19 protein-coding genes and 1 tRNA gene are annotated in these 21,961 nt (G+C 66.1%); 15 read left to right on the top strand and 5 right to left on the bottom strand.

Translation table 11 applies throughout. From position 1 onward, the window contains the following. The first annotated feature begins 4 nt into the window (after window positions 1-4). Entirely contained in the window at window positions 5-790 is a 786-nt protein-coding gene (locus tag ACU4IU_RS04735) for a fumarylacetoacetate hydrolase family protein (RefSeq protein ID WP_039207929.1), read from the top strand. Then, complete coding sequence (locus ACU4IU_RS04730; RefSeq protein WP_446655987.1) at window positions 775-1,563, top strand: HpcH/HpaI aldolase family protein; 789 nt, start codon at window positions 775-777, stop codon at window positions 1,561-1,563. The genes ACU4IU_RS04735 and ACU4IU_RS04730 overlap by 16 nt, the downstream gene beginning before the upstream one ends. Here the strand turns inward: ACU4IU_RS04730 and ACU4IU_RS04725 are convergent. Continuing rightward, window positions 1,554-2,027, bottom strand: coding sequence for a DUF6194 family protein (locus tag ACU4IU_RS04725; RefSeq protein WP_216657199.1), 474 nt, complete (start codon window positions 2,025-2,027; stop codon window positions 1,554-1,556). The two genes, ACU4IU_RS04730 and ACU4IU_RS04725, sit on opposite strands and share 10 nt — an antisense overlap. Window positions 2,028-2,074: 47 nt before the next feature. Between ACU4IU_RS04725 and ACU4IU_RS04720 the strand changes: the two genes are divergently transcribed. Next, complete coding sequence (locus tag ACU4IU_RS04720; protein WP_376906402.1) at window positions 2,075-2,800, top strand: MerR family transcriptional regulator; 726 nt, start codon at window positions 2,075-2,077, stop codon at window positions 2,798-2,800. Window positions 2,801-2,809: 9 nt separating this feature from the next. On the opposite strand, the gene ACU4IU_RS04715 is transcribed toward ACU4IU_RS04720, so the two are convergent. Then, entirely contained in the window at window positions 2,810-4,756 is a 1,947-nt protein-coding gene (locus tag ACU4IU_RS04715) for an LPXTG cell wall anchor domain-containing protein (protein ID WP_446655986.1), read from the bottom strand. Window positions 4,757-5,647: 891 nt separating this feature from the next. Here ACU4IU_RS04715 and ACU4IU_RS04710 point away from each other — a divergent pair. Then, window positions 5,648-6,907 carry a PrsW family intramembrane metalloprotease gene (locus tag ACU4IU_RS04710; RefSeq protein ID WP_229664013.1) on the top strand — a complete coding sequence of 420 codons (1,260 nt, stop codon included), beginning with the start codon at window positions 5,648-5,650 and terminating at the stop codon, window positions 6,905-6,907. A gap of 9 nt (window positions 6,908-6,916) precedes the next feature. Continuing rightward, entirely contained in the window at window positions 6,917-8,107 is a 1,191-nt protein-coding gene (locus ACU4IU_RS04705; protein WP_446655985.1) for a MarP family serine protease, read from the top strand. 6 nt (window positions 8,108-8,113) lie between these two features. Here ACU4IU_RS04705 and ACU4IU_RS04700 read toward each other — a convergent pair whose 3' ends face one another. The 3 genes from ACU4IU_RS04700 to upp all read right to left on the bottom strand — a co-directional run bounded on the left by ACU4IU_RS04700 (window position 8,114) and on the right by upp (window position 10,875). Beyond that, window positions 8,114-9,055, bottom strand: a complete 942-nt coding sequence (locus ACU4IU_RS04700; RefSeq protein WP_446655984.1) for an endonuclease/exonuclease/phosphatase family protein — start codon at window positions 9,053-9,055, stop codon at window positions 8,114-8,116. Between the two features lie 75 nt (window positions 9,056-9,130). Then, a complete protein-coding gene (locus tag ACU4IU_RS04695; protein WP_446655983.1) occupies window positions 9,131-9,949 on the bottom strand; it encodes a winged helix-turn-helix domain-containing protein in 819 nt (272 codons plus the stop codon). Window positions 9,950-10,236: 287 nt separating this feature from the next. Continuing rightward, window positions 10,237-10,875 (bottom strand): uracil phosphoribosyltransferase, encoded by a 639-nt coding sequence (upp, locus tag ACU4IU_RS04690; protein ID WP_139469287.1) that lies wholly within the window; start codon window positions 10,873-10,875, stop codon window positions 10,237-10,239. A 73-nt stretch (window positions 10,876-10,948) separates the two neighbouring features. On the opposite strand from upp, the gene ACU4IU_RS04685 reads away from it, so the two are divergent. The 10 genes from ACU4IU_RS04685 to ACU4IU_RS04640 all read left to right on the top strand — a co-directional run bounded on the left by ACU4IU_RS04685 (window position 10,949) and on the right by ACU4IU_RS04640 (window position 21,930). Then, window positions 10,949-11,500: a tRNA adenosine deaminase-associated protein gene (locus ACU4IU_RS04685; RefSeq protein WP_139469289.1), complete on the top strand. Its 552-nt coding sequence runs from the start codon at window positions 10,949-10,951 to the stop codon at window positions 11,498-11,500. A 32-nt stretch (window positions 11,501-11,532) separates the two neighbouring features. Then, window positions 11,533-11,964, top strand: a complete 432-nt coding sequence (locus ACU4IU_RS04680; RefSeq protein WP_376906412.1) for a nucleoside deaminase — start codon at window positions 11,533-11,535, stop codon at window positions 11,962-11,964. Window positions 11,965-12,027: 63 nt separating this feature from the next. Next, window positions 12,028-12,118: transfer RNA gene (locus tag ACU4IU_RS04675), tRNA-Ser, on the top strand. Between the two features lie 287 nt (window positions 12,119-12,405). Beyond that, complete coding sequence (locus ACU4IU_RS04670) at window positions 12,406-13,866, top strand: NCS2 family permease (protein WP_139469292.1); 1,461 nt, start codon at window positions 12,406-12,408, stop codon at window positions 13,864-13,866. 195 nt (window positions 13,867-14,061) lie between these two features. Then, a complete protein-coding gene (locus tag ACU4IU_RS04665) occupies window positions 14,062-15,519 on the top strand; it encodes a xanthine dehydrogenase small subunit (protein WP_139469294.1) in 1,458 nt (485 codons plus the stop codon). Next, on the top strand, window positions 15,519-17,897 hold the full coding sequence (gene xdhB, locus ACU4IU_RS04660) for a xanthine dehydrogenase molybdopterin binding subunit (RefSeq protein WP_446655982.1): 2,379 nt from the start codon (window positions 15,519-15,521) through the stop codon (window positions 17,895-17,897). Before ACU4IU_RS04665 ends, xdhB begins: the two co-directional genes overlap by 1 nt. After that, the gene (xdhC, locus tag ACU4IU_RS04655) at window positions 17,894-18,679 is read left to right on the top strand and encodes a xanthine dehydrogenase accessory protein XdhC (RefSeq protein ID WP_172174173.1); all 786 of its coding nucleotides are present in this window, start codon (window positions 17,894-17,896) and stop codon (window positions 18,677-18,679) included. The genes xdhB and xdhC overlap by 4 nt, the downstream gene beginning before the upstream one ends. Before the next feature lie 49 nt (window positions 18,680-18,728). Then, window positions 18,729-20,012 (top strand): guanine deaminase, encoded by a 1,284-nt coding sequence (gene guaD / locus ACU4IU_RS04650; protein ID WP_446655981.1) that lies wholly within the window; start codon window positions 18,729-18,731, stop codon window positions 20,010-20,012. A 170-nt stretch (window positions 20,013-20,182) separates the two neighbouring features. Next, window positions 20,183-21,007, top strand: coding sequence for a TIM barrel protein (locus ACU4IU_RS04645; RefSeq protein WP_446655980.1), 825 nt, complete (start codon window positions 20,183-20,185; stop codon window positions 21,005-21,007). A 35-nt stretch (window positions 21,008-21,042) separates the two neighbouring features. Beyond that, window positions 21,043-21,930, top strand: coding sequence for a 2-hydroxy-3-oxopropionate reductase (locus ACU4IU_RS04640; protein ID WP_446655979.1), 888 nt, complete (start codon window positions 21,043-21,045; stop codon window positions 21,928-21,930). Window positions 21,931-21,961 lie beyond the last annotated feature (31 nt).

The raw sequence follows: 21,961 nt of genomic DNA, 5'->3' as shown, positions 1-21,961 counted from the left end.
CCACATGCTCGATGAGGCAACGATCGCGGCCATCGCCGACGATCTCGCTCAGGCGGAGCGGACGCGGTCGAAGATCGGTCTGCTCACCGCGAAGTATCCGGACATGACGGTCGAGGACTCCTATGCGGTGCAGAACGAATGGCGCCGTCGCGGTGAAGCCGCCGGTCGTCGACTCTATGGTCACAAGATCGGACTGACCTCGAAGCCGATGCAGCAGGCCACCGGCATCACCGAACCCGACTACGGAGCGATCTTCGCCGATCAGGTCTATGACACCGGGTCCGTGATCGACCATTCGCAGTATTCGGGCGTACGCATCGAGGTCGAACTCGCCTTCGTGCTGCGCGACGAACTGCGCGGACCCGACGTCAGTCTCTTCGACGTCCTCCGGGCCACCGAATACGTCGTCCCCGCACTCGAGGTGCTGTCCTCGCGCATCGAGATGGAGGGCCGCACGATCGTCGACACGATCTCGGACAATGCGGCACTGGGGGCGATGGTCCTCGGCGGCCGTCCCGTTGCCGTCGATGCCGTCGACCTGCGTCGCGTGAACGCCCTGCTCTACCGCAATGAGACGATCGAGGACTCCGGAGTCGCCGCCGCCGTCCTCGACCATCCGGCCCGCGGAATCGTGTGGTTGGCAAACAAGCTCGCCGAGCACGGAGATGTGTTGCAAGCCGGAGAGACCGTGCTCGCCGGGTCGTTCACCCGCCCCATGTGGGTGCATCCCGGCGACACCGTGCACGCCGACTACGGAGAGCTGGGAGTCATCACATGCCGTTTCGAGTAGAGCTTCCGCAGACCTTCGCCGACCGGGTGGCCGGCCTCGGCGACGGGGAGTACCTGGCCGGGATGTGGGTGTGCTCGGGTTCGCCCGTGGCCGCCGAGATCGCCGCCGCCTCGGGAATGCAGTGGGTGCTCATCGACGCCGAGCATTCCCCGATCGGACTCGAGACGACGACGAGTCTGCTGCGCGCGATGAACGGCTACCCGGCGACCCCCGTCGTGCGGGTGCCGGTCAACGACACGGTGCTCATCAAGCAGCACCTCGACCTCGGCGCGCAGAATCTGCTCGTGCCGATGGTCGATACGAAATCCGACGCCGAGGCGGCTGTGGCGGCCGTCCATTATCCGCCGAAGGGTGTGCGCGGGGTCGGTTCGGCCCTGGCCAGGGCCTCCCGGTGGAACGCCGTGGACGGGTACCTGTGGCGCGCCGATGAGTTCGTGTCCCTGACGGTGCAGATCGAATCGGCGACCGCGGTGGACAACGCCGCTGAGATCGCCGCGGTCGACGGAATCGACCAGATCTTCGTCGGGCCCTCCGACCTGGCTGCGTCGATGGGGCTGCTCGGTCAGCAGACCCATCCGGACGTCACCGATGCGGTGGCTCGGACCTTCGAAGCAGTGAAGGCCGCCGGCAAACCCGTCGGTGTCAACGCCTTCGACCCCGAGCAGGCACGGAAGTACCTGGAAGCCGGAGCGTCCTTCGTCCTTGTCGGCGCCGACGTCGGTCTGATGATGAACGGCGCCCGCGCCTGGGCCGACACTTGGGTTCAGGACTGAGCTCGCTCCCAGCGGTGCCGGGCATCATCGTGGGCGGCGATGAGGAGTTCGTCGACCTGCTTCTCAGTGCGTGAGCCTGGATTCACGACCGCTACCCACCCCTGCCTGCGATACAGCGGGTGGGGGTGGATTGCGTCTGTGACGGACTGCTGACCCGGGGTGTCCGCGTTCGCGTCGACGTCGGGGCCGGGCTCGCCGAAGAGTGCGGAGAACCGGGCACGCCCGATGTGGAGATTGAGCCTCCAGCGATCGGGAGCCGAGAGCTCGGAGGCCGTGTCGTCGGGGTAGTCCTTGGTGATGATGGTGGCGAACGGCTGAGTGTTCGCAAGCACTTCTCCGTCGGGAGCGAAATAGAAGAAGTGGTCTCCCCAGGTCAGCTCGGGGTACGGGCCGCCGGCCTCGGGAGCGATGTGGAGCAGTCCGTCGAGAGTGTGGAAACGGTCGATGATCTCGTGCATACTCATGGTTCAAGTGTGCACTTGAAGTGCTTATGTCGGGTTTTTGTCGGGAGGTGATCACTCTGCGCACTGCGGACGTGGCTTCGCTCAGCGGGTATTCGGTGCAGCAGATCCGTCAGCTCGAATCCCGCGGTGTCATTCCCGCAGCCGCTCGGGAGGACAATGGCTACCGGCGGTATTCAGACGTGCATGTCAGTGCATTGTCCGCATACCGTGATCTTGCTTTCGCCGTCGGTCCTGTTGCGGCCCGATCGGTGATGACCGAACTTCCGCGGCTCGATCCCCGTGAGGCGCTCGCCCTTCTCACCGGCAAAGTGACTGAAGTGGACGAGCATCGACGTCAGGTCGTTGCAGCACGCTCGATGCTGCTCTCGATCCAGTCAGAAGCTGAAACTGCCGGCGAGCATGGGCGCGAGACGACCGACGAATCGATGACGATCACCGAACTTGCTGAGGCGGTGGGCGTGCGTGCATCCACGTTGCGATACTGGGAATCGGAGGGACTGACTACCCCGCACCGGGTGGGCTCCGGAGCTCGAACCGCGCGTCTCTATCGGTTCGGAGCGATCAGAGATGCAAGGATCACTGCCGCGCTGCGGTCCGGAGGGTACGGCATTCACGAGATCCGCGAAGCTTTGGCAGTGGTGCGAGGGCTCGGTGATACGAGCTCGATGCTCGCCGCACTCGACGACAGACTGGACGATCTGGCGTTGCGTGGGGCGGCGGTCTTGCGAGCCGGGGGTGTTCTCGCCGGCACGATCGGCGGAGAACACCCCTGAGCTCACTTCTCAGTCCGTCTCGCGGCGGCTGCCGGAGATCAACAGGATCGTCGAGCCGAGTCCGACGAGGACGATGCCCAGGCCGATGAGCATCCCGTTGCCTGTCGTGCCGGTGCGGGGCAGCTCACCGGATGGTGCCGGGGCCGCCGGAGATGCGGGGGTCTCGGGAGTTTCCGCGACCGGTTCGACCGGAGGAGATTCGGGTTTCTCCGGGGCCTCAGGATTCTCCGGCTGTTCCGGGGGAGCCGGAGGGGTGCTTGGCTCCTCCGGCGGCGTGCTGGGTTCTTCCGGGGGAGTCGACGGCTTCTCCTCGGGTGGGCGGTGCACGGTCTCGGCGGGAACGCCCCAGTCGCTCGTCCACGCCTTGTTGACGTCGCTGCCCTCGATCGCCGTCACATAGGTGACCCAGCCGACGGGCATGTCGATCGGCTCCGTGTCGATCTCGACGCGGCCGTTCTCGTCGGCGTTGACGGTGAAGTCCTGCACGGACAGCTCGGTGCCGTCGGGCTTTTTCGACTGCGCGGGCTCGGTCTCCACGTGGTAGGCGGTGATGGTGAGGACGGCTTCGGAACCCGGCCGCAGTCCGGTCACGGCCACCTCGTCGTGGGTAGATGTCCCCTCGAGCACTGCCTCGGTGTCGGCGGTCGGAGTCCACGGGGCGAACCCCGTCTCACGGGGTTGGCCGTGGATTCCCTTCCATTCCTTCGTTGCCTTGTCCCCGGCGATCGTCTCGGTGAAGTACAGCCAGCCGCGGAAGTCCTCGGGCACGGTGATCTCGTCGGATGTGTGGGTGCCGTTGCCGACATTCTTCGAGGTCACGGATCCGATTTCGCGAGCGTCATCGTTCTTGATGCCCTGCCTCGGTGCCGTCGCGGTCTGCCACAGGGTGTGTTCGACGGTGACGGTGTGGTCGCCGATGAGGCCGGAGACGGTGAATTCGTCGGTGACCGTCTCACCCGGTGTCGGTGTCTGGTCGGAGATCTCGGTGGTCACCTTCGGCTGGGAACTCAGCTCCAGTGACGCCTTGTCCGTGACGGAATCGGGGGTGTCCGGGGTGATGACTCGCTGTACCCGAGTGCCGGACGTCGGTTCGAAGACGCGCACGGTCTGCGGGGCGACCTTCGCCGAGGCGGTCACGGACAGAGTGCCGGGGGCGCTCGCCTGCAGTGTCGTGGTCACGGGTTCTTTCCCCGTGGTCACAGTCGTCGGGGCTTTCGCAGTGCCGGTGGTCTTGAGTGTGACAGGAACGTCGGGGACCTGTGCACCTGAGGCGCTGAGCAGGGACACCGTCAGCGTCGCCTCATCGGTGGGAGTACCGAGGACCTTCGGCTTGTCAGTTTTGTCGGAGGCCCAGGAGTCAGGAGAAGTGGTGGATTCCGGGGCGGCATAGGGTTCGAGCACGGGCATGCGCATGACCGGCTCGAGTCTGATGTCGAGGGTGTAGGGACCGGCCAACTTCTTGGCCTCGGCGAGGATCGTCGAGTGCTTCTTCGCGGCCGCCGCGAACTTTTTGCCCAGATCGGCCGGCTTCTGCGGCGGCACCTTGTGATCGTGGGGGAGCGCCTTGTCGAGTCGGGCCATCGCGCTCAACGCGGCCTGCACATCTTTCGACGTCGAGCCGGCATATTCGTGCAGTGCCCACGCTGTGCGAGCCGAGGTGACCGTGTCGGCCTTCGCATTCTTGAAGTACTTCGGCAGCGGAGACTTCTTGCCCGCATCGATGCAGTAGGCGGAGGTGTCAGGGAAGGTCCGGTAGGAGCCGTACCAGGTCTTGCCCTGTTTCGCATGGTGCCAGATGCCCGGACCGTAGGCGTTGGGTGCGGTGTGCACCGGAACCTCGCCGAGGCCGACCGGCGGTCCCGCGGCCATGGCCGGTCCCAGCCCGATGAGCGAAGCGATTGTGAGGACGGTGAGGAGCAGCGCGGTGCGCAGCGATGCGATTCTGAGAGTAGTCATGGACCGATTCGACATTGGGCGCTGGCTGGTCATCTAGGGCTGATTGAGGGGCTGTGGATACTGCTTTGAGCGTCCACAGGTTCTGACGTGTGAGTGGGGGAGGTGCTGGTCGCTGCAGGGAGGGGAGTGGCCCCGGGGAGGAACGGCCGCGTCGGGTGCGTGTGGTGGGCGATGCCGACCGTCGGGCGACGGTCGTGGGTGCAGGGGCGGTCTGACGGCCGTCTGGTTCCCCGGCCGACACAGAGTCGACGAAACTGCGTCCATCCACAGTCGAAAATGCTTGAGTGGGGCGGGGGACGTCGTTTGAAGAACGTGGCAGTCGGCTGAAGTGTTGCTGGACGGATACACGGCGGGGCCGTTCACGGCGGGCTGGGACTCTAGACTGAGGTGAGCGGAAATTCCCCCATCGCAGAAGGACAGACTATGTCGGCACAGAACGGTCCCGGTTCGCAGAGACCGCAGCCGCCCCAGGTGCAGGGCCCACCGAACCCGAACGTGCCCCCGGCACAGGGACAGATGCCGCCTCAGGGCCAGGTCCCTCCGCCGCAGCCACACAATCCGCAGCAGGGGCAACCGCAGAATCATGATCGGTTCCGGCCGCGACCACAGGGGTCGCAGCAGCCGAACCAGCAGCAACCCGGCGGGTCGCGGCCGCAGCAGCCGCCCATGCAGGGACAGAATCGGCCCCCAGCGCCGGGCCGACCCATGCCGCCGCAGAACCAACCGCCTATGCAGGGACAGCCGATGCAGGCACCCGGCCGACCCATGCAGCCTCAGATGCAGCCGATGCCGGGCCAATCCATGGCTGGTCAACCGGTGATGTACGCGCCCCCGCCTGCGCAGGCCCGCGTCTATGCTCAGCCGCGGTTTGCTCCGACGGTGACGCAGGAGATGCGTATCCGTGCAGGCATGCAGGCACCCCAGCAGGTCGTCACCGACACTCCCTGGACCGGCGCCGTGCGGAAAACACAACCGGAGACCGAACCCGACTCGACCGGAAACATCGTCCGGCTCGTCGCTGCAATCCTCGTACTCGTCGGGCTTGTCATCGGATTGGCATTACTTGCCCTGCTCGGCGGACTGAGCTTCGGCGTCCGCCTCTTCGGTCTCATCGGACTCGCGGCGATCCCTCTTCTCGGCATAATCGCCTACGTCCTCTGGCTCGACCGCTGGAGACCGCAGCCGAAGCTCCTCCTGGGCATCTGTCTCCTCTGGGGTGCTGTCGCCTCGGTTATCCTCACCCTCGGCTTCTCACTCGTCGGTGAGGTCGCGCTCTATATGATCGGCATCAATGGTGTGCCCGACGTCATCGGTGCGGTGATTCAAGCTCCGATCCTCGAGGAATCGACGAAGACCGTCCTCCTCCTCGTCATCGTCCTTGCCGCTCGCCGCTATTTCGAAGGGCCCCTCGACGGGCTCGTCTACGGTTCGCTCATCGGTGCGGGCTTCGCCTTCACAGAGAACATCCTCTACCTCGGCCAGTCGTGGAACGACGGCGAGTTTCTGGGCCTCGCCATGACGTTCGCCATGCGCTGCCTCGGATCGCCGCTGCTCCACACGGCGTTCTCAACCTGCGCTGGTGTGTCGATCGGACTCGCCGCCCGCAAATGGCCGTGGTGGTCACTCATCCTCATGTGGCTGCCCGGACTTGCACTCGGCATGATCCTGCACGGTTTCTGGAACGCCTCGATGACGTTCCTCGGTGTCCTCGGCCAAGCGACCAGTGACGTGATGGGCGGAATGCTTCCGCAGATCATCGGCCTCGTCGTCCTCAGCGTCATCCTCTCCGCCGCCTGGGTGACGCTCGGTCTCATCCTGCGCCGCAGCGAACGCATGCACACTCAGAACATGCTCGGTGACTATGCGAACTCCGGTTGGCTCACCCATGCCGAGGTCGACATGCTCGGCACCTGGAAGGGCCGGAAGAACGGACGCGACTGGGCGAAGTCGTTCCCGGGCGGCAAGGAGGAGATGAAGACCATGATCCGCACCTCCGGCAAGCTGTCGACGACGCGGATGCGCGTGCTCGCCGGAATCGGCGGAGAACAGGAACGCAAGATCGAACGGGCCGAACTCCAGCAGTTCGCCGACGCCCGTGAACGTCTGCTCGCGGCCTCCAAACAGACCGCCTCCCAACAGACTGTGCGGTAAGTTCCAGAGGTGACGATCTTCGACATTCTCCTCATCGTCCTCGGCATCGGGGCGCTCTTCGCCGGGTTCCGCCAGGGCATCATCACCGCCCTCGGAACGGCGGCGGGCTTCATCGTCGGCTGGATCCTCGGCCGATTGCTCTCCCCGCTCGTCGAATCGCTGAGCGCCGGCACCGACGTCATGGACAACCAGGGCGTGCTCATGCTGCTGGCCTCGATGCCGTTGGTCCTCAGCGTCCTCTTCGCCTTCGCCGGCAGCGGCATCGGGGCGTGGATCAAGAACAATATGGACTCCGACCTCGGCCAGGGCATCGACGCCGTCGGCGGCACCGTCACCGCCGGAATCGTCTATGTCCTCGTCATCTGGCTCGCCGCCGGATTCATCCGCACCACCCCGCTCGTCGAACCCAACCGCTGGGTCGCCGACTCCTCCGTCATCGCCGCGATCGACCGCACCATTCCCTACTCCTCCCAGAACGCCCTGGGCGGACTGGCGAAAGGACTGAGCGCCTCCGGGTTCCCTCAGGTGTTCTCCGGGCAGCCCGAACAGATCCGCGGAGTCGGAGAACCCGACGAAGGCATGGTCGACGTCGGACGCAGCGTCGAGGACTCGGTCGTCAAGATCACGACGACGGCCACCAGCTGCGCCACTGGTTCGGAAGGCTCCGGCTTCGTCTATGAAGACGGACTCGTCGCCACCAACGCCCACGTCGTGGCCGGATCCACTGAGTTGGCCGTACAGGTCGGGGGCAAGGGCAGGCCCTACCGCGCCGAGGTGGTCGAATTCGACGCCGAAGCCGATGTGGCCGTGCTCCGGGTCCAGGGTCTCGATGCTCCCGCTCTCGACTTCGGCAACGGGCTCGGACCGGGAGACGACTCCGTCGTCGTCGGATTCCCCGCGAACGGTCCCTATACGATCTCACCGACCCGAGTGCGGGAGAAGATCAACGCCCGCGGACTCGACATCTACGATTCGCAGTCGGTCGTCCGCGAAGTCTATGCACTGCGTGGAATCGTGAGGGAAGGCAATTCGGGCGGACCGCTCATCGACGCCGACGGAAACGTCGTCGGCATGGTCTTCGCCCGCTCCGCCACCGATGACGAAACCGGCTACGCCCTCACCCGAGCCGAGATCGCCGACGAACTCGACGCCGGTGCCGCCGAACGCGCACCGCAGCCGACGGGGCAGTGCACGAACTGACCCCGACTACTTGAGGTCGAGCCCGGCGAGGACGGCGCGGTGGTCGCTCGACCCGCGTTCGAGCACCTCGTCGGAGGTGGCGTCGAAACCACGGTAGAGGACATGGTCGAGCCGGGTGACGGGGAACTGGGAGGGCCAGGTGAAGCCGAAACCGCCTCGGGCCTCTTCCCGGGTATCCTGCAGCGGCGGCACCAAGGTCTCCATATTGTTGTCCGTCGTCGCCGTGTTGAAGTCGCCGGCGACGACGACATGTTCGGCACCATCGGTCTCCACCGTCGTGGCAAGGCGGCGCAGAGCGGCATTGCGCATCGATTCGTGGCCGGGGCGCACCGAAGGCATATGCACGGCGTAGAAGCGGATGTCACCGTGATCGGTCGAGATCGTGGTCGCGAACGCGCGCGGCCACTGCAGGCCGAGGTCGACCTCCTCGGGCTGCGACATCGGCCACTTCGACCATACGCCGATGGTGTCGACGACCTGCGAATGCTCGAACGAGGAGTCGAGCTCCTTGTGGATGATCTTGCCGGACAGGGATTCGAGTTCCTGGATCGTGACGATGTCCGGATCACGGTCGACGATGTTCTGCGCGGCAGCCGTGGGCTGCGGCATCCTCGCCCCCACATTGTGAGTGGCCACCGTCAGGTCCGGATCACCGGAACCCTCGTTCGGCAGCAAGGCGGGGCCGAACATCCCCGTCCACACCAGAGCGGGCACGAGGAATCCGATGGCTGAGAGCCACGAGAAGCGGATGAGGAACATGAGCAGCACGAGCGCGAGGAAGATTCCCGTCCACGGCAGCGCCGATTCGAGGATGAGCGCGATGCCCATCCGCGTCGGCAGCAGATCGTGGAGAAGCAGGAATGCCGCATAGAGGATCCCGAAGATCAATGCGGTGATGCCCTTCGCGGGGCTGTGCCTTCTGCGCGGTGAGGAATATGCCTGGTTCATCGATCAACGATCTTAACCGGGAAGTCTGGCCCCACGCTGGAAGCGACTTGCGACGCGGCTCACAGCCGCACGACATCAGCGACGCGCAGTCGCGCTCCACACCGTCACATCGGGGTGGGTGTCGTAGCGATACCCCGAACCCCTCATCGTGCGCACCACGGAGGCATATTCGCCGAGGCGGCGCCGCAGTCGGCGGATGTGGACGTCCACGGTGCGTTCGTCGGGAACTTCACCGCCGGACCATACCGCGGTGATGAGGTCCTCACGGGGCAGGGTCTCATCGGCATGGGAGACGAGGGTGGCGAGCAGGTCGAATTCCTTCGTCGTGACATCGACGAGGTCGCCGTCGATGCGGACCTCTCGGCGAGGGATGTCGATGCGCAGACGTTCGCCGGTGGCCTGGGTGTAGGCGTCGCCGGCCCGTCCGCCGAAACCGCGGGGTGAGGGAGCTGCCGGAGCGGCCTCCTCACGCAGGGCCGGCGGGTGGATGCGGTTGGGAATGCGCGAACGCACGGGGCCGTGTGTCGCCGCCGGTGCACCGGTCGCGGCGGGGGAGCCGTTGGCCACGGCTCGCACGGCGTCGATATCGCTGCCGCGGCCCTCCGGTGCCAAGGCGATGACGGCCTGGGTCTCGGCCTGGCTGGCGAGTTCCTTGGCGTAGGCCTGCAGCTCAGCGGCGATCGCGGAGAGGTTCGTGCCGTCGGCTGCGGCCTTGGTCTCGTCGAGTCCGAGGTAGACGATGATTCCGCGAGCGGCCTTGGGTGAGGGGACGACTCCGGCCGGCCCGTAGGTGTGCGGTGGATTCTGCGGGTCGACTGCGCTCAACCTGGCTCCTGCACGTCGAGTGGCCACTGCACTGCGGGGGTGGACGTAGGCGGGTTCTGGATTCGGCATAGCTGTCCTTTGCTCCGACCATGAGGTCGATATGACTGGAAGAGTCCGCTGCTTGAGTGAACTCGTTCGAGGCCGGACAGCGGGAGTACGATCACCGACCACGAACGCAGGGCATACACATATGTGCGCCCGGCATTCGCATCTGATGGATCGTCGAAATCATGACTTCATTATTTGTCACAAAACTTCGGCCGCGCAAAGGAAAACCCGAAAATGAGACGACTGTGACGAAATATGACGTCACAGTCGTCGAGGTCGACGACCGAAATCGTCATCCGCGCGTCGTCTCAGTCGACGATTCCGTACATCCTGTCCCCGGCATCGCCGAGTCCGGGCACGATGTAGCCCTTCTCATTGAGCTTCTCATCGAGTGCCGCGGTGTACACCTTCACCTCGGCGGAATCGCTGTAGTCGCGCTCGATGCGCTGGACGCCTTCAGGGGCGGAGACCAGGCACACGGCGGTGACGTCGCGGGCTCCGCGAGCGAGCAGGAAGTCGATGGCCATGGCCAGGGTGCCGCCGGTGGCGAGCATCGGATCGACGACGAAGATCTGCCTGCCGGTGAGGTCATCGGGCAGGCGATCGGCATAGGCGCTGGGTTCGAAAGTGGTCTCGTCGCGGACCATTCCGAGGAAGCCCACCTCGGCGGTGGGGAGGATGCGCAGCATTCCGTCGAGCATGCCGAGCCCGGCGCGCAGGATCGGGACCACGACGGGGCGGGGCTCGGCGATGCGGGTGCCGACGGTCGTCGTCACCGGAGTCGAGATCTCCTTGTCTTCGACGGCCACCGAGCGGGTCGCCTCATAGGCGAGCAGCATGACGAGCTCTTCGGTGAGCTGTCGGAAACGAGCGGAATCCGTATTCACATCGCGCAGAGCGGTGAGTTTGTGGGCGATGAGCGGGTGGTCGGCTACGTGAAGATGCATACCCCAAATGGTACGGGAGAACTTCGGGCTCAAGGCAGTGGTCAACGCGGGGCGAAGCGTTCACAATGGAGGCATGTCGTACTTCACTGAGATCCTGGCCGATTCCGGCGATGGCTTCCGCGCCCTCGATGTCGACGTCCGTGACGCGAACGACCTCGACGACCTCGTCGATATGATGCGTTCGGCAGCCGGCGATGACGGAGAGGCCGTGGCCGTCATCGAACACGAAGACGAATGGTTCGGGCTCGTGCGCCTGTGCCGGAACAATGAGGTCAAGGTCTTCCTGTCCGATCTCGCCGCGGCAGAGGCGAGCCCGTTCGCGGAGATCTTCGCCGACTTCCTCGACTCCCGCCCCGACGCCTATGACGCCGAACCCGAAGAGGACTTCGGGGCCGAGGAGGATGAGGCCGCCGTCGACGAGGAGGACGACGAAGACGAGGTCGAAATGCTCGAGTTCGACGCCGATGCCGAATGGGGCGGAGACGCCGATATCTACTCCGACCGCGGAGTCCCCGCCGCCACCCTCATCGACCAGGTCGAAAGCTATCGGTCCGACCCGGCCCGCGTCGTCGCCCATGTCGGTGAGACCGTCGGCTTCGCCGATCAGCTCGAGGCCGCACGCTGACCGCTGCGTCCGTGACCCGGCTCGATGAATGGATGGGTCATGCCCTCGCCGAGGCGGCCCTGGCGCCCGCTCATGACGACGTTCCCGTCGGGGCCGTGGTCATCGACGGTGCCGGTGAGATCATCGGGCGCGGTCACAATCGACGCGAGATCGATGCCGACCCGCTCGGCCACGCCGAACTCATGGCGATCTCAGCCGCCGCCTCGGCGAGAGGCGAATGGCGCTTGGACGGCTGCATCCTCGTCGTCACGCTGGAACCGTGCGCGATGTGCGCCGGAGCCCTCGTCGGCTCACGCATCGACAGGGTCGTCTTCGGCGCCTATGACGACAAGGCCGGGGCGGTCGGCTCGGTCTGGGATCTGCTGCGCGACCGCGCCGCACTCCACCATCCGGAGGTCACCTCGGGCGTACGGGCGGAGGAGAGTCGGGCCCTGCTGAGGGAGTTCTTCGCGGCCAGGCGCTGACGTGTCCCAGCTCACGGCGAACCGATTTGGACGCACAAAGTCCGCCGCTGTACAGTTGTCGGCGGTGGCGTGTCCGAGCGGCCGAAGGTGCAACACTCGAAATGTTGTGTAGGGCAACCCCCTACCGTGGGTTCAAATCCCACCGCCACCGCCAAGGGAAACCCCTGATCAGACGCTTCTGGTCAGGGGTTTCGTCTGTCTCGTCGAAGGATGGCATCGGCGCGGGCAGAGGTGTGATGATTGACACACCAGGGTCGAGCGGCGAGACTTGCTCGGTGAAACAGAAAGAGTTTTCCGGGATATGGAATTACTTTTCGGTATCCCGGTCCGGTATCCGGGGTTGAAGACTCGACTGTCTCATTGCGCATGTTCAAGGCGCAGGGCCGACGACGATGATGTCGCCGGCTGACCAAATCGAACAACCTGAGGTGGTCCATGAAAATGGCTGACAACGACCAAGCGGTGCAGACCGCATCTTCGAGACCGGGGCTTCTCGACAAATTCTTCGAAATCACCCATCGAGGCTCGACGATCAGACAGGAGATCCGCGGAGGCATCGTCGCCTTCGTCGCGATGGCCTATATCGTCGTCCTCAATCCGCTCATCCTCGGCGGTTCCCAGGACATCGCCGGAGACAGCCTCGACTTCGCCCAGCTGACCGCGGTCACCGGGCTCGTCGCCGGCGTCATCACGATTCTCTTCGGCGTCGTCGCCCGACTGCCCTTCGGTCTGGCCGCAGGCCTGGGCATGAACAGCTTCCTCGCCGTGTCCGTCGTCCAGGAGGTCACCTGGGCCGATGCGATGGGACTGGTGGTCATCAACGGCGTCATCATCGTCGTCCTCGGTGCCACGGGCATCCGCACCGCGATCTTCAACGCCGTCCCACATGCACTGAAGATCGCGATCACTGTGGGTATTGGACTCTTCATTGCCTTCATCGGCTTCGTCAACGCCGGGTTCGTCACCCGCACCCCGGCCGGCCCACCCGTCCAGTTGGGTCAGGACGGATCGATCGGCTCCCTGCCGACGCTGGTCTTCGTCTTCGCGCTCGTCCTCATCGGCATCCTCGTGGCGCGGAGGATTCCCGGCGGCATCCTCATCGGCATCATCGTGGCCACGATCGCCGCGATCATCATCCAGGCGTTCGCGAAGCTCGGCACCGTCGGCGACCCGGTCAATCCGGACCCGCTGGGCTGGAACCTCTCAGCTCCGGAATTCCCGAAACAGGTCATCGCCCTTCCCGACTTCGGTCTCATCGGCGCCTTCGACCTCGTCGGCGGCTTCCAGCACATCGGAGTCCTCGCGGCCACGATGCTCGTGTTCACCCTCGTGTTCACGAACTTCTTCGACGCCATGGGCTCGATGACCGGACTGGCCCGCAGCGCCGGACTGCAGACCGAGGACGGAATGTTCCCGCGCATCCGCGGAGCCTTCATCGTCGAAGGTCTCGGCGCGGTCTTCGGCGGCGGTGCCTCTGCCTCGTCGAACACGGTCTTCGTCGACTCCGCAGCCGGAATCGCCGAAGGCGCTCGCACGGGTCTGGCCGCCTGCATCACGGGTGTGCTGTTCCTGCTGTCGATGTTCTTCTCACCGCTCATCGCCGTCATCCCGATGGAAGCCGGAGCCGCTGCGCTCGTCGTCGTCGGCGCCATGATGGTCACGCAGATCCGTGAGATCGACATGACCGACTTCCGCACCTCGCTGCCGGTCTTCCTCACCATGGTGACGATGCCGTTGACCTATTCGATCGCCAACGGAATCGGCGTCGGATTCATCTCCTGGGCGCTCATCCACGCCATGAGCAACCGTGCCCGTCAGGTCCACTGGCTGCTGTGGGTCGTCTCGGCCGGATTCGTCCTGTACTTCGTTCGCGGCCCGATTTCGGCTATCTTGGGGGCATGAGAACAATGGTTGGACACTCAGCTTGGGGAAAGGGTCAGATCGCCCACGGGGCTTGACCTGCGGGGACGTCCAGTCCCCTCTTCCGCGTTCTTCTGCGCTGTTCGCATGGATAACCAGAGGCTCGAAGAACGAAGCAAATTGTTCCAACCATGCACTGTGCGCCTCAGTGGAGAGGCGCGGGAGGTGTGAAGTGCGATGTCCGCAGCGACAACGGACCAGTCAACTGCCGAAGTGACAATCAACGGGACCGTCCGCGAGTTCGACGGCCCACCCCATACGAATGCGCTGGACTTCCTGCGCGGTCAGGGTCTGACCGGAGCGAAGGAAGGCTGCGCCGAAGGCGAATGCGGGGCCTGCGCGATCATGGTCGCCCGCCCCGATGAATCCGGCGGAACCCGCTGGACCTCGGTGAACTCCTGCCTGCTGCCGGCAGCAGCCCTCGACGGGGGAGAAGTCGTGACCTCCGAAGGTCTGGCCGACGGAGACACCGTCCACCCCGTCCAGGAAGAGATGGCCGTGCGCGGCGGATCCCAATGCGGATACTGCACCCCCGGCTTCATCTCCTCGATGGCCGCCGAATACTACCGGCCCGACCGCTGCGAGGACGGCTTCGACCTCCACTCCCTGTCGGGCAACCTGTGCCGCTGCACCGGCTACCGCCCCATCCGCGATGCCGCGAATGCGCTGGGACAGCCCGCCGCCGACGATGCGCTGGCCGCCCGCCGTGACCGCCCGGCCCCGTCGGCTCGAGCCACCGACTACCAGCGAGCCGACACCGCCACGGGAAAGATCGGGCGCTACCGTCGTCCCGCCACCCTCGCCGAGGCGACCTCCATCCTCAGCCAGGATCCCGAGGCCACCGTCGTGGCCGGGGCCACCGACTGGGGCGTCGAGGTCAACATCAAGGGAGCACGCGGTAAGAACATCCTCGCCGTCGACCGGCTCGAGGAGATGCGCGGAATCCGCCGGACCGAGTCGTTCGTCGAACTCGGTGCCTCCCGCACCCTGTCCGAACTCGAACGTGAGCTCGCCGGAGACATTCCGCTGCTGGGCAAGCTGTTCCCACAGTTCGCCTCCCGCCTCATCCGCAACGGGGCGACCATCGGCGGCAACCTCGGCACCGGTTCGCCCATCGGCGACACACCGCCGGCTCTGTTGGCGCTGGAGGCCGAGCTCGTGCTCACCTCGGTGCGCGGATCCCGGACCGTGGCGCTGGCCGACTACTTCACCGGATACCGGCAGACGGTGCGGGAGTCCGATGAACTCATCACCGCCATCCGCATTCCGCTGCCGCTGTCCCCGCTGACGTCGTTCCAGAAGATCGCCAAGCGCCGTTTCGACGATATCTCCTCGGTGGCGATCGGCTACGCCGTCGACATCCAGGATGGATTGATCGCCAAGGCCCGGATCGGCCTCGGTGGAGTCGCCGCCACCCCGCTGCGCGCCACCGCCACCGAAGCCCTCCTCGAAGGCCGGCCATGGACATTGGAGACCGTGCACCAGGCGGCCGAGACCCTCGCCGCCGAAGGCACCCCGATGGACGACCACCGGGCGAGTGCGAAATACCGGACCGCGATGCTGCGGTCCTCCCTCGAACGCTTCTACGCCGAGCAGCTCGGCCACCCGGCCGTGACCAGCAAGGAGGTCAAGTGATGAGCCAGCTCTCCCAGCGCCCCGCCGACCCGGTCGTCGGCGAACGCCACCACCATGAAAGCGCCTTCGGTCACGTTACCGGTACCGCGCTCTACACCGATGACCTCGTCGGACGCCTCACCGGGGTCCTCCACGCCTTCCCCGTGCAGTCGACGACCGCGCACGGCCGCCTCGGCGCCATCGATATCGAACCCGCCTATGCGGTGCCCGGAGTCGTCAAGGTCATCACCGCCGCCGATATCCCCGGCGTCAACGATCAGGGCGTCAAGCACGATGAGCCGATGCTGCCGGTCGACGAGATCATGTTCTTCGGCCAGCCCCTGGCCTGGGTCCTCGCCGAGGATCTCGAAGCCGCGAAGGAAGGCGCTGCGGCCGTCACCGCCGAGGTAGAGGAACTGCCGTCGCTGGTGACCGTGCGCGATGCCATCGCCGCCGACAGCTACCACGGCAAGCCCTTGTCGATCGACAAGGGCGAAGTCGACTCCGCGTTCGCCGATGCCGCTCATGTCTTCGAAGGCGAATTCGAGTTCGCCGGTCAGGAGCACTTCTACCTCGAGACGCAGGCCTGCCTGGCGCATGTGGACGAGAACGAACAGGTCTTCATCCAGTCCTCGACCCAGCATCCCACCGAGACTCAGGACATCGTCTCCCACGTCCTCGGAGTTCCCGCCCACGAGGTGACCGTGCAGTGCCTGCGCATGGGCGGCGGCTTCGGCGGCAAGGAGATGCAGCCCCACGGCTACGCGGCCCTGGCCGCGCTCGGTGCGAAGCTCACCGGCAGGCCGGTGCGGCTGCGTCTCGACCGCACCCGCGATATCACCATGACCGGCAAACGGCACGGCTTCCACTCGTCCTGGAAGATCGGATTCACCGAGGAGGGGAAGATCCTCGCCCTCGATGCGACGCTGACCGCGGACGGCGGGTGGAGCCTCGACCTCTCCGAGCCGGTGCTCACCCGCGCCATGTGCCATATCGACAACGCCTACTGGGTGCCCAACATCCAGGTCACCGGCCGCATCGCCAAATGCAACAAGACCTCGCAGACGGCGTTCCGCGGATTCGGCGGCCCACAGGGCATGCTCGTCATGGAAGACATCATCGGACGCGTCGCCCCGCAGCTGGGGCTCAGCGCCCGCGAGCTGCGCCGCCGGAACTTCTACGCGCAAGGTCAGGACACTCCCTACTATCAGCCGGTGCGTCATCCCGAGCGGATCGGGGCGTGCTGGGACCAGCTCATCTCCCAATCCGATCTGGAAGCCCGCGAGGCTGAGATCGAGGCATTCAACGCGGGCAGTGAGCACATCAAACGCGGTCTGGCGATCACCCCGGTGAAGTTCGGCATCTCGTTCAACCTCACCGCATTCAACCAGGGCGGGGCGCTCGTCCTCGTGTACAAGGACGGCTCCGTCCTCGTCACCCACGGCGGCACCGAAATGGGGCAGGGGCTGCATCAGAAGATGCTGCAGGTCGCGGCCACCACCCTCGGCGTGCCCCTGTCGACGGTGCGTCTGGCGCCGACGCGCACGGACAAGGTGCCCAACACCTCGGCGACGGCGGCGAGCTCCGGATCCGACCTCAACGGCGGAGCGGTGAAGAACGCCTGCGACCAGATCCTTGATCGGCTGCGGCAGGTGGCCGCGGGCATCCTCGGGGCGCCCGCCCATGAGGTGGAGATCTCGCGGGGAATCGTCTCCGCGCTGTCCTCACCGAAGACGGTGACCTGGGAAGAGCTCATCAACACCGCGTACTTCCAGCGCATCCAGCTCTCGGCCTCAGGTTTCTACCGCACCGAGGGACTGCACTGGAACCTCTCGCAGATGCGCGGCGAACCGTTCAAGTACTTCGCCTACGGGGCCGCGGCGTCCGAAGTCGAAGTCAACCGTTTCGACGGCTCCTACACCCTGCGCCGCGTCGACATCGTCCACGACGTGGGAGACTCCCTGTCACCGCTGCTCGACCTCGGACAGATCGAGGGCGGCTTCATCCAGGGCGCCGGCTGGCTGACCCTGGAGGACCTGCGCTGGGACGAATCGGACAAGCCGAGCCGCGGCCGCCTGGCCACTCAGGCAGCGAGCACATACAAGATTCCGAGCTTCTCCGAAGTCCCCGAGATCTTCAACGTCGCCTTCCTCGACAAAGCACATGAAGAAGGAGCCGTGTACGGGTCGAAGGCCGTGGGCGAACCCCCGCTCATGCTCGCCTTCTCCGTCCGCGAAGCCCTGCGCGAGGCCGTCGGTGCCTTCGCGCGACCCGGCCACAGCGTCGACCTCGCGTCCCCGGCCACACCGGAAGCGGTGTTCTGGGCGATCGAAGAAGCCCGCGGGCAGGACTCTGGGGCGGCCGCCTCGGCGAGGGAAGGACAACGAGTTCCGTCATGACCTGGATGGACACCGCAGCCGAGCTTCGCGCAGCTCGGGTGCCGGCTGTCCTCGTCACTCTCGCCGCGGTGCGCGGGCATGCCCCGCGCGAGGCGGGAGCGAAGATGATCGCCACCGCCGATGACCTGTTCGGGACCATCGGCGGGGGCAATCTCGAGATGACGGCCCTCACCCGTGCCCGGGAGCTGCTCTCCGAGGGGCAGACGGCTCCGGAGATGCTCACCCTGCGGCTCAACGACAAGGCTCCGGCCAAATACGGTCGCCAATGCTGCGGCGGAGAGGTCACCATGCTCTTCGAACCCCTGCCCGTGCCCGCATCGGTGGCGATCTTCGGGATCGGCAACATCGGACTCGAGCTCACCCGGATCCTCGCCCGCCACGATCTCGACCTGACTGTGTCCGATTCACGGCCGGAACAGCTCGAGGCTCTCGATGAGTTGGAGGAGCCGGTGGCGCGGATCCGCCGCGAATTCGCTGTCGTCGGGGAAGAGGTGATCACGGAGCTGCCGGCCGGAGCACACGTGGTCATCATGACCCATGACCATGCCGAGGACCTGCACTTGTGCTCTGCGGCGCTGACCCGCGGCGACCTCGGATCGGTCGGGCTCATCGGCTCGAACGCGAAATGGCAGCGCTTCCGCAAGAACCTCGCCTCCGAAGGCTTCGCGCCCGAGGCCATCGACACCATCCGGTGCCCCATCGGACTGCCCGACCTGCCCGGCAAAGCACCCGCGACGATCGCCGTGAGCGTCGCCGCGGACCTGCTCGGCCGCATGGCCTGACTCTTCACCACCACTGACTTTCACCACCACTGACTCAAGGAGAACCACTGTGGTCATCTACCGTGCCCGCGTCTTCGATACGCCGGACAACCCATTCACCGGCGGCCGGCTGCGTTCGGCGGCCGATGTCGCCCTCGTCGTCGACGACGGACTCATCACCTCCCGCACCGACTTCGACTCCGCCCGGGCAGCCCACCCTGACGCCGAGGTCGTCGACCTCCGCGACGGTGTGCTCATCCCCGGACTCATCGACACCCACGTCCATCTGCCGCAGGTCAGGGCCATCGGCCATCTCGGGCGGCCGCTGCTCGACTGGCTCGATCAGTGCGCCCTGCCCGAGGAGGCGAAGCTCGGCGAGCCCGCCTACGCGAAGGCGGTGGCCGGCGAATTCCTCACGGGACTGATCTCGGCGGGGACCACCTCGGCGATGGTCTTCGGTTCGCACTTCGCGGGCGCCATGGACACCTTCTTCTCCGCAGCTTCAGCGTCGGGGCTGCGGATCACCTCCGGGCTGGTGACGAGCGACCGGAACCTGCCCGATGCGCTGCTCACCGACGTGGAGCGTTCGACCGAGGCGAGCCAAGCGCTCATCGACCGGTGGCACGGAAAGGGACGACTGCGCTACGCGGTGACCCCTCGATTCTCGTTCTCTGCGGGACCGGAGCTGCTGGCTGCCGGCGGCCGCCTCGTGGAGGAGAACCCGGGCATCTGGGTGACCTCGCACCTGAACGAGAACGTCGATGAGATCTCCGGGGTCGCGCAGATCCACCCGGAGGCTCGTGATTATCTCGATACGTACGACCGGGCAGGACTCGTCGGCCGGCGCACCGTGCTCGCGCACAACGTCCACCCGCAGGATCGGGAACTGGCGCGGATGGCCGAAGCCGGGTCGGTGGTCGCGCACTGCCCGACCTCGAACTCGGCTCTGGCCAGCGGCTTCTTCCCGCTGCGCCGGCACATCGAGGCCGGCGTCCAGGTGGCCCTGGGCACCGACGTCGGGGCAGGCACGGGCTTCAACCTGCTCAAGGAGGGCGTGCAGTCGTACTTCATGCAGCAGCTCGACCCGGCCGGGGGAGTGGCCTTGACCTCCGCGCATCTGCTGCACCTGGCGACCTCTGCCGGCGCCGAGGCGCTCGAGCTCGATGAGGTCGGGGTGCTCGGCGAGGGCAAGCGCTTCGACGCCGTGCTCATCCGCCCGGCCGAGGGCCAGCCCTTGGACGTCGGCATCCGCCACGCCGCCGACGACGGCGACGCCTTGGCGAAGATCTTCGCCATGGGCACCCCGGGCGACATCGCGGACGTCTGGGTCGACGGCGTCTCCCTCCACCCCTAATTGCTACCTGACGGCGGCCCAGCAACCTCGCGCGAGGTTGCTGGGCCGCCGTCAGGTAGTTCTGGGGGACAGGTCTTGACGGGAGCTCCACGGGCGACTTATGCTGATTTCACGTAATGGAAATACACTTCCACAATACGAAAAACAGCGGCAACTCAAAGGAGAGCTCCATGTCCCAGAACTTCACCTCACCTGGCAGCTACGTCCTCAACTGCTCGACCCTGCTCACCGAACTGCCCGTTCTCGAGCGCGCCCAGGCCGCGAAGGACGCCGGTTTCGACGACGTCGAATTCTGGTGGCCCTTCGACGGGAACCCGAGCCCATCCTCGGCGGAGGTCGACGAGTTCATCGCCTCCCTCGAATCCGCAGGCGTCGCCCTCAAAGGCCTGAACTTCTGGGCCGGGAACATGGCAGCCGGCGATCGCGGAATGGTCTCGATCATCGATGCCGAAGAGGACTTCGCGAAGAACGTCGACATCGTCGTCGACATCGGCCGTCGCACCGGCTGCCGCGCCTTCAACGCCCTCTACGGGCTGCGCACCGATGGCCAGGACCCGGCCGCTCAGGACGCCACCGCCGCCGCCAACCTCGCGTTGGCCGCCGGAAAGGTCGCCGAAATCGGCGGAACCGTCCTCGTCGAACCCGTCTCCGGAGCGGAGGCCTACCCGCTCAAGCGCTACGCCGACGCCGCCGAGGTGGTCGCCCAGGTCCGCGCCGACGGACCCGAGAACTTCGCCGTGCTCGCCGACTTCTACCACATGCACGTCAACGGCGACGACGTCGCGGCCGTCATCGAGGCCGAAGCCGCGAACTTCGGCCACATCCAGATCGCCGACGCCGACGGCCGCTGGGCACCGGGAACCGGGTCGCTGCCGCTGCGCCAGTGGATCGACCGCGCCTACGAGCTCGGCTACACCGGAGCCGTGGCACTCGAATACAAACAGGACCGTGCGACCGCCTTCGACTGGCTCGACCGCGCCGCCCAGACCGCCTGAACATCACCACCGACGACTCGAAGGAAACCCCCACCATGTCCAAGACCATCGCTTTCATCGGACTCGGCATCATGGGCCTGCCCATGGCCAAGAACCTCGTCAACGCCGGATTCAACGTCCGCGGCTTCAACCGCACCCCGGCCAAGGCCGACGCCCTCGCCGAGGCGGGAGGCAGTGCCGCCGCCACCATCGCCGAGGCGGTGGACGGGGCCGACGTCATCATCACCATGGTTCCCGACTCACCCGACGTCGAAGCCGTGCTCACCGGCGACGACGGAATCCTCGCCCACGCGTCCGCCGGGGCCACCTGGATCGACTTCTCCACCATCCGCCCCGATGTCGCGAAGGACCTGGCCGAACAGGCCAAGGCCGCCGGCCTCAAACCGCTCGATGCCCCTGTCTCCGGAGGGGAGCCCGGAGCCATCGACGGTGTCCTCTCCGTCATGGTCGGCGGCGACCAGGCCGACTTCGACGCGGTGTCCGATGTCTTCGAAGCCGTCGGCAAGACCATCGTCCTCGTCGGCCCCTCGGGGGCCGGCCAGACGGTCAAGGCCGCGAACCAGCTCATGGTCGCCGGCAATATCGGACTTCTCGCCGAGGCCGTCGTCTTCCTCGAGGCTTATGGAGTCGAAACAGGTGCGGCGCTGCAGGTCCTCGGCGGCGGTCTGGCCGGGTCCAAGGTGCTCGACCAGAAGGGGCAGAAGATGCTCGACCGCTCCTTCGACCCCGGATTCCGGCTCGAACTCCACCACAAGGACATGGGCATCGTCACCGCCGCCGCCCGCGAGGCCGGAGTCGCGATCCCGCTCGGCGCCACGGTCGCCCAGCTCGTCGCCGCAACCGTGCAGCAGGGCAACGGAGGACTCGATCACTCGGGCCTCTTCACCGTCATCGAAGCCCTCTCCGGCAAGAACGAGAACTGAACGACCGCCTCGGCGAGGCCACACCAGCCGG

It is taken from the genome of Brevibacterium sp. CSND-B09 (genome assembly GCF_052906525.1).
Note: the sequence above shows the minus strand (reverse complement) of the source record. Positions and strands in the feature narration are given on the sequence as shown.